At 42.6% G+C, this 6,780-nt stretch carries 6 protein-coding genes and 1 pseudogene; all 7 read left to right on the top strand.

Annotated elements, in window-relative coordinates; genetic code table 11:
* Positions 1-883 (top strand): annotated as a pseudogene (locus tag M3196_RS20740) (DNA-directed RNA polymerase subunit beta'); the annotation flags it as partial.
* Positions 884-967: 84 nt separating this feature from the next.
* A complete protein-coding gene (locus M3196_RS20735) occupies positions 968-1,216 on the top strand; it encodes a 50S ribosomal protein L7ae-like protein (protein WP_251324207.1) in 249 nt (82 codons plus the stop codon).
* A gap of 116 nt (positions 1,217-1,332) precedes the next feature.
* On the top strand, positions 1,333-1,755 hold the full coding sequence (gene rpsL, locus M3196_RS20730) for a 30S ribosomal protein S12 (RefSeq protein WP_251324206.1): 423 nt from the start codon (positions 1,333-1,335) through the stop codon (positions 1,753-1,755).
* A 45-nt stretch (positions 1,756-1,800) separates the two neighbouring features.
* Positions 1,801-2,271 carry a 30S ribosomal protein S7 gene (gene rpsG, locus M3196_RS20725; protein WP_197134190.1) on the top strand — a complete coding sequence of 157 codons (471 nt, stop codon included), beginning with the start codon at positions 1,801-1,803 and terminating at the stop codon, positions 2,269-2,271.
* Between the two features lie 74 nt (positions 2,272-2,345).
* Positions 2,346-4,424 (top strand): elongation factor G, encoded by a 2,079-nt coding sequence (gene fusA, locus M3196_RS20720; protein WP_251324205.1) that lies wholly within the window; start codon positions 2,346-2,348, stop codon positions 4,422-4,424.
* A gap of 116 nt (positions 4,425-4,540) precedes the next feature.
* Positions 4,541-5,731 (top strand): elongation factor Tu, encoded by a 1,191-nt coding sequence (gene tuf / locus M3196_RS20715; protein WP_077365510.1) that lies wholly within the window; start codon positions 4,541-4,543, stop codon positions 5,729-5,731.
* 685 nt (positions 5,732-6,416) lie between these two features.
* Entirely contained in the window at positions 6,417-6,725 is a 309-nt protein-coding gene (gene rpsJ, locus M3196_RS20710) for a 30S ribosomal protein S10 (protein WP_053356198.1), read from the top strand.
* Positions 6,726-6,780 lie beyond the last annotated feature (55 nt).

Genomic DNA, 6,780 nt, shown 5'->3' with positions numbered 1-6,780 from the left:
AGTCGGAGAAGCTGTTGGAATCATCGCTGCACAATCCATCGGTGAGCCAGGTACACAGCTTACTATGCGTACCTTCCATACCGGCGGTGTAGCAGGAGACGATATCACACAAGGTCTTCCGCGTATCCAGGAATTGTTCGAAGCACGTAACCCGAAAGGTCAAGCTGTTATCTCTGAGCTTGAAGGAACGGTTGTTGGCGTAAACGACAATAAAGATAAGCGTGAAGTAGTCGTCCAAGGTGAAATCGAATCTAGATCTTACACAATCCCATTCGGTGCCCGAATTAAGGTAGTCGAAGGTGATAAAGTAACAGCTGGTCAAGTATTGACGGAAGGTTCGATCGACCCGAAAGAATTGATCAAAGTACGCGGTGCAGAAGGCGTACAGGAATACCTGCTGCGTGAGGTACAGAAAGTTTACCGTATGCAAGGGGTAGAAATCGGAGATAAGCACGTTGAAGTTATGGTTCGCCAAATGCTTCGTAAAGTGCGCATCATCGATTCTGGTGATTCTCAAGTACTTCCAGGAGCACTTATGGACATCCATGCATTCACGGATGTTAACCGTAACGTTCTTCTTGAAGGTGGAACTCCTGCAACAGGACGTCCGGTGCTTCTTGGTATTACAAAAGCATCACTTGAAACTGAATCGTTCCTATCAGCTGCATCGTTCCAGGAAACGACTCGAGTTCTTACGGATGCTGCTATCAAAGGCAAGCGTGACGAATTGCTCGGACTTAAGGAAAACGTTATTATCGGTAAGCTGATTCCGGCTGGAACAGGTATGAACCGTTACAGAAACATCGGAATTAATTCACCGGTAGTTGAAGATGAAAACAGTGAAGAGGCAGAACTGCCTACAGAACTTGTTTCTCAAGATTAATAAATGAAATGTTGACATCGGGAGTGCATCGGTGATATTATTACGGATGTGCTCCTAAGAATTGTTACTTTGGAGGATATTTGCATGTCTTATGAAAAAGTGACACAGGCTTCTGAAATTATCGTAGGTACTAAGCAAACAATCAAAGCTTTACAAAACGGCGAAGTCAAAGAGCTGGTCGTTGCGGAAGACGCTGATTTTCGAGTAACAGGCAAAGTTTTGCAGATTGCCGAAGAAAAGCAGGTTCCGATCGTAAAGGTTGATTCCATGAAAAAGCTTGGAAAAGCATGCGGTATAGATGTCGGGGCCGCAACTGTTGCGATAAAAGGATAAAATTACTGTTTTTGCGATGAGCAAAGATTAACGCTCCGCTCGCAAAAACTTTCTTTTGTCCCAAAATGAACCACCTGGGTCGGTGGCATTACAAAACAAGAGAGGAGGAAATTCAAATGCCTACAATTAACCAATTAGTACGCAATGGTCGTGTTTCTAAAACAAAGAAATCTGACTCTCCTGCGTTAAATAAAGGTTATAACAGCTTCAAGAAGTCCCAAACTAACGTTTCATCTCCGCAAAAGCGTGGAGTTTGTACGCGTGTTGGTACTATGACTCCTAAGAAGCCGAACTCGGCGCTTCGTAAGTATGCCCGTGTTCGTCTAACAAACGGAATTGAAGTTACAGCTTACATTCCTGGTATCGGTCACAACCTTCAAGAGCACAGTGTTGTTCTTATCCGTGGAGGGCGTGTAAAAGATTTACCGGGGGTACGTTACCACATCGTTCGTGGTGCACTTGATACGGCTGGTGTTACTAACCGTATGCAAGGTCGTTCTAAGTACGGAACGAAACGTCCAAAGGAAGCTAAGAAATAATATTTTTAACAAAAATAAAACAACTATAAGAAAGGAGGGGACCACATGCCACGTAAAGGACCTGTTGCTCGTCGTGATGTGTTACCTGATCCAATTTACAAGTCCAAGCTTGTAACTCGTCTAATCAATAAAATTATGATTGACGGTAAGAGAGGGGTAGCTCAAACAATCTTGTATAATGCGTTCGAACTTATTAAAGAACGTACAAACCAAGATCCTATGGAAGTGTTTGAACAAGCTCTTAAAAATATCATGCCAGTTCTTGAAGTTCGTGCTCGTCGTGTTGGTGGTGCTAACTACCAAGTACCGGTTGAAGTTCGCCCAGAGCGTCGTACAACTTTAGGACTTCGTTATTTAACGAACTACTCTCGTCTACGCGGAGAAAAGACAATGGAAGAACGTCTTGCTTACGAGATTATGGATGCTGCTAACAATACTGGTGCTTCAGTTAAGAAGCGCGAAGATATGCACAAAATGGCAGAAGCAAACAAAGCGTTTGCTCACTACCGCTGGTAAAATCATAGAGACAGTTTTCGGACTGTCTCTAAAACACTATAAAAATTCCTTTGCATAAGGAAGGAGAGAAATTCATGGCTAGAGAATTCTCCTTAAAAAATACTCGTAATATCGGTATCATGGCTCACATCGATGCTGGTAAAACAACGACTACTGAACGTGTACTTTATTATACTGGCCGTATCCACAAAATTGGTGAAACTCATGAAGGGGCTTCACAAATGGACTGGATGGAGCAGGAACAAGAGCGTGGAATCACGATTACTTCCGCTGCTACAACTGCTCAATGGAAAGGTCACCGTGTCAACATTATTGATACACCAGGTCACGTAGACTTTACAGTTGAAGTAGAACGTTCATTACGTGTATTAGACGGAGCGGTTGCTTTACTTGATGCTCAATCAGGTGTAGAACCACAAACAGAAACTGTATGGCGTCAGGCTACTACTTACGGAGTACCTCGTGTAGTATTCGTAAACAAAATGGACAAGATTGGTGCGGATTTCTTATACTCCGTAAAAACCATTCATGAACGCCTTGGTGCTAACGCTCATCCGATCCAATTACCGATTGGTGCGGAAGACCAATTCGAAGCAATCATCGACTTAGTTGAAATGAACGCTGTATTCTACGGAAACGATCTTGGTACTGATATCGAAGTTCGTGAAATTCCTGAAGAACACATGCCTTTAGCTGAAGAATACCGCAACAAATTAGTTGAAGCGGTAGCTGAGCTTGATGAAGAAATGATGATGAAGTACTTAGAAGGCGAAGAGATTACGAAAGAAGAACTTAAAGCAGGTATCCGTCAAGGTACTTGTAACGTTGAGTTCTACCCAGTAATGTGTGGTTCAGCATTTAAGAACAAAGGTGTTCAGCTTATGCTTGACGCTGTTCTTGATTACCTTCCATCGCCGGTTGATGTACCAGCTATTAAAGGTGTTCTTCCAGATTCAGAAGATGAAGTAACTCGTGAATCAAGTGACGAAGCTCCGTTCTCAGCACTTGCATTTAAAGTTATGACTGACCCTTATGTTGGTAAGTTAACATTCTTCCGTGTGTACTCAGGTACATTAAACTCTGGATCATACGTACAGAACTCTACTAAAGGAAAGCGGGAGCGTGTTGGACGTATCCTTCAAATGCACGCAAACTCCCGTGAAGAGATTTCAGTCGTATACGCTGGAGATATCGCAGCTGCTGTAGGTCTTAAAGATACTACAACTGGTGATACACTTTGTGATGAAAAGAACCTTGTTATCTTAGAATCCATGGTATTCCCAGAGCCAGTTATCTCACTATCTATCGAGCCGAAGTCTAAAGCAGACCAAGACAAGATGGGTATGGCGCTTGCTAAGCTTGCTGAAGAAGATCCAACATTCCGTACTGAAACAAACGAAGAAACTGGACAAACGATCATCGCTGGTATGGGTGAACTTCACCTTGATATCCTAGTTGACCGTATGCGCCGCGAATTCAAGGTAGAAGCTAATGTGGGTGCTCCTCAGGTTGCTTACCGTGAAACAATTCGCCAAGCTGCTAAAGTTGAAGGTAAATTCGTTCGTCAGTCTGGTGGTCGTGGACAATACGGTCACGTTTGGATTGAATTCGAGCCTGGTGAAGAAGGATCTGGATTCGTATTTGAAAACAAAATCGTTGGTGGGGCAGTTCCTCGTGAATACATCCCTGCAGTACAGAATGGTATCGAAGAATCAATGAAAAACGGTATGCTTGCTGGTTTCCCATTACTTGACCTTAAAGCTCGTATCGTTGACGGATCTTACCATGATGTTGACTCCAACGAAATGGCGTTTAAGATTGCCGGTTCAATGGCACTTAAAAACGCAAAAGCAAAGTGTGACCCTGCAATTCTTGAGCCGATCATGAAAGTTGAAGTAACAGTTCCAGAAGAGTACATGGGTGATATCATGGGTGACGTAACTTCCCGTCGTGGACGTGTTGAAGGTATGGAAGCTCGTGGTAATGCACAGATCGTTAAAGCGATGGTTCCACTTGCTGAAATGTTCGGATATGCAACTAGCTTGCGTTCTCGTACACAAGGCCGTGGTACTTACTCTATGCACTTCGATCACTACGAAGAAGTACCGAAGTCGATTTCTGAAGAAATCATCAAAAAAGCAACTGGAGCTTAATCTCCCCGGTTGTAAGAAGCAACATTTTCATGTAATCTAAAATGGGCAGAAAAAACTGTCTGTTTTATATAAAAAAATCTACTATATGTAAACATATTTAAGGAGGAATCTTTCTCATGGGTAAAGAGAAATTTGATCGTTCCAAAACGCATGCTAATATTGGTACTATCGGTCACGTTGACCATGGTAAAACAACTTTAACAGCTGCTATCTCTACTGTTCTTGCTAAGAAAAACGGTAAAGGTGTAGCAATGGCTTATGACCAAATCGACGGTGCTCCAGAAGAGCGCGAACGCGGAATCACAATCTCAACTGCACACGTTGAGTATGAAACTGATTCTCGTCACTATGCACACGTTGATTGCCCAGGACATGCTGACTATGTTAAGAACATGATCACTGGTGCAGCACAAATGGATGGTGGGATCCTAGTAGTATCTGCTGCTGACGGCCCAATGCCACAAACTCGTGAGCACATCCTTCTTTCTCGTCAAGTCGGTGTACCTTACCTTGTTGTATTCATGAACAAGTGTGACATGGTTGACGACGAGGAACTTCTTGAGCTAGTTGAAATGGAAGTTCGTGACCTTCTTTCTGATTACGACTTCCCTGGAGATGACATCCCTGTAATTAAAGGTTCAGCTCTTAAAGCTCTTGAAGGAGACGCTGAGTGGGAAGCTAAAATTCTAGAACTAATGGACGCAGTTGATTCTTATATCCCAACTCCTCCACGTGACGTTGATAAGCCATTCATGATGCCAGTTGAGGATGTATTCTCAATCACTGGTCGTGGTACAGTTGCTACTGGACGTGTTGAGCGTGGACAAGTTAAAATTGGTGACGTAGTCGAGATCCTTGGTCTTACTGAAGAGCCAAAATCAACTACCGTAACTGGTGTTGAAATGTTCCGTAAACTTCTTGACTATGCTGAAGCTGGTGACAACATTGGTGCACTTCTTCGTGGTGTTTCTCGTGACGATGTTGAGCGTGGACAAGTTCTTGCTAAGCCAGGAACTGTTAAAGCACATACTAAGTTCAAATCAGAAGTTTATGTTCTTTCAAAAGAAGAGGGTGGACGTCACACTCCATTCTTCTCTAACTACCGTCCTCAGTTCTACTTCCGTACAACTGACGTAACTGGTATCATCCAACTTCCTGAAGGCGTTGAAATGGTAATGCCTGGAGATAACGTTGAGATGACTGTAGAACTAATCGCTCCAATCGCTATCGAAGAAGGAACTAAGTTCTCTATTCGTGAAGGTGGACGTACAGTTGGTGCAGGTGTAGTTGCAACAATCACTGAGTAATCTAATTACTCTTTAATAAAAGCACTCTCCAATCGGAGGGTGCTTTTTTGTTTGTTAATGGAGCTTTTTAGTAAAAGTGGACTCATTTTTTAAGAAAAAATGAAACATTATTGGGAAAGACCACTACCTAACTAGCTTTGAGCAGGAGATACAGTGTGAGAACCTGCCTGCAGCAGCTTCAAACACCTTCAATCAGAAATATAGTTGCTGAATCCACAAATTTAGGGGCTGAATCCAAAAGTTTTAGCGTTGAATCCACAAGTTTAAGTCCTGAATCCACGAGATTCGCCACTTAATCCACAAATAGTAATATATATGACACCCGGACAAAACCGGCAAACTACTGAAATCACTAACCCGCACACAAACCGGATCACCACCCCTAGCGCAAAACTTCTATATATATAGAAGAAACACATTCAAGTGTGTAAAAGAAGAAAAAGGAAGTTGAAATCACCGCATAGAGTCTCTATAATAGAAAAAGTGCGATTAGCAATAAAAAAATGCAAATATAACTTGCATTGGGCGTTGCTTTTCTCTATAATGAGTAATGTTGGTCATTCACTGCGATGATTCGGAAGGTTGCTGACACACCAGGCCCCTTTGCCATGGCTGGTGACATCAGGTTGAATTTCCGTGGAGCAATGTCTGTTTATCAAAATAGGCGAATAAAGGAGGGAAAATAATGGCAAAGCAAAAGATTCGTATCCGTTTAAAGGCGTATGATCACAGAATTCTTGATCAATCAGCTGAAAAAATCGTTGAAACTGCTAAGCGTTCAGGAGCAAAGGTATCAGGTCCAATCCCACTACCTACTGAGAAAGCGATCTACACGATCCTTCGTGCGGTTCATAAGTACAAGGACTCTCGTGAGCAGTTCGAAATGCGTACGCATAAGCGCTTGATCGATATTATCGAGCCAACACCACAAACAGTTGATTCATTAATGCGTTTGGATCTTCCGTCTGGTGTAGACATCGAAATTAAACTATAATTTCACGATTGCTTTATATAATTCATTATTTTACTTACTAATAGGAGGTGTGACG

This window comes from Fictibacillus nanhaiensis (assembly GCF_023715445.1).
In the GTDB taxonomy this organism is placed as follows: Bacteria; Bacillota; Bacilli; order Bacillales; family Fictibacillaceae; genus Fictibacillus; species Fictibacillus nanhaiensis_D.
The sequence above is the reverse complement of the archived record's forward strand: the minus strand, read 5'-3'. Positions and strand labels throughout refer to the sequence as shown.

What these genes read in the sequence shown, in the direction of transcription:
- fusA (WP_251324205.1), top strand. Translation starts at nt 2,346, where the DNA reads ATGGCTAGAGAATTCTCCTTAAAAAATACTCGTAATATCGGTATCATG.
- M3196_RS20735 (WP_251324207.1), top strand. Translation starts at nt 968, where the DNA reads ATGTCTTATGAAAAAGTGACACAGGCTTCTGAAATTATCGTAGGTACT.
- rpsL (WP_251324206.1), top strand. Translation starts at nt 1,333, where the DNA reads ATGCCTACAATTAACCAATTAGTACGCAATGGTCGTGTTTCTAAAACA.
- rpsJ (WP_053356198.1), top strand. Translation starts at nt 6,417, where the DNA reads ATGGCAAAGCAAAAGATTCGTATCCGTTTAAAGGCGTATGATCACAGA.
- tuf (WP_077365510.1), top strand. Translation starts at nt 4,541, where the DNA reads ATGGGTAAAGAGAAATTTGATCGTTCCAAAACGCATGCTAATATTGGT.
- rpsG (WP_197134190.1), top strand. Translation starts at nt 1,801, where the DNA reads ATGCCACGTAAAGGACCTGTTGCTCGTCGTGATGTGTTACCTGATCCA.